The sequence below is a fragment of the Campylobacter sp. 2457A genome (assembly GCF_020135895.1).
GTDB classification, from domain to species: Bacteria; Campylobacterota; Campylobacteria; order Campylobacterales; family Campylobacteraceae; genus Campylobacter_D; species Campylobacter_D taeniopygiae.
Window position 1 is genome coordinate 1 of sequence record NZ_JACHTO010000089.1, and the last position, 536, is coordinate 536.

At 31.0% G+C, this 536-nt stretch carries 1 pseudogene; it reads left to right on the plus strand.

The window, feature by feature from the left end:
• Positions 1-13: 13 nt before the first annotated feature.
• Positions 14-536: pseudogene (locus H2280_RS08460) on the plus strand (hypothetical protein); the annotation flags it as partial.

Sequence of the window (536 nt, forward strand, 5' to 3'; positions counted from 1 at the left end):
CATAAGGCTTTTCATGGCTAAAAATAAAAGAAAAATAAATATTTCTAGAGCAAGAAAAATAAGCATACTCCCTGACTTATCCTGTTTGCATCCTATATTGGAAGATAATACTTTATTATGTTTACATGGAGGCAAAGTCAATTTAAAAGCAAAAAAGGCTAAAAGAATAAAATATAATAATGTTCCTGTTATGTTACACGATGAAATACAAGGAGCTAGTATAAGTGGATGTTTTAATCCTCCAGTCGCTGGAGGGCCTTGTACTAAAGTTGCTTTGGTATTTCCTTATACTTATTCAAAGCATAAAATCAATAATAAATATTCCGTTTATCAAATGGGCTTAATAGGAGTAAGTAATAAAGGCTATCCTGTGCTTTCTATACCTAAGGGCAATAAGATTAAACTAGCCTTAACTAAAATACAAGCTAGTCCTCTTGCTAAGATTAGATATGATGGGAAAAAGTGGCAAAAAATAAAGATAAAAAACGATAGAGCAAAGCAAATAGAAGCATTAAAGAATAATCGGCAAAAAGGTA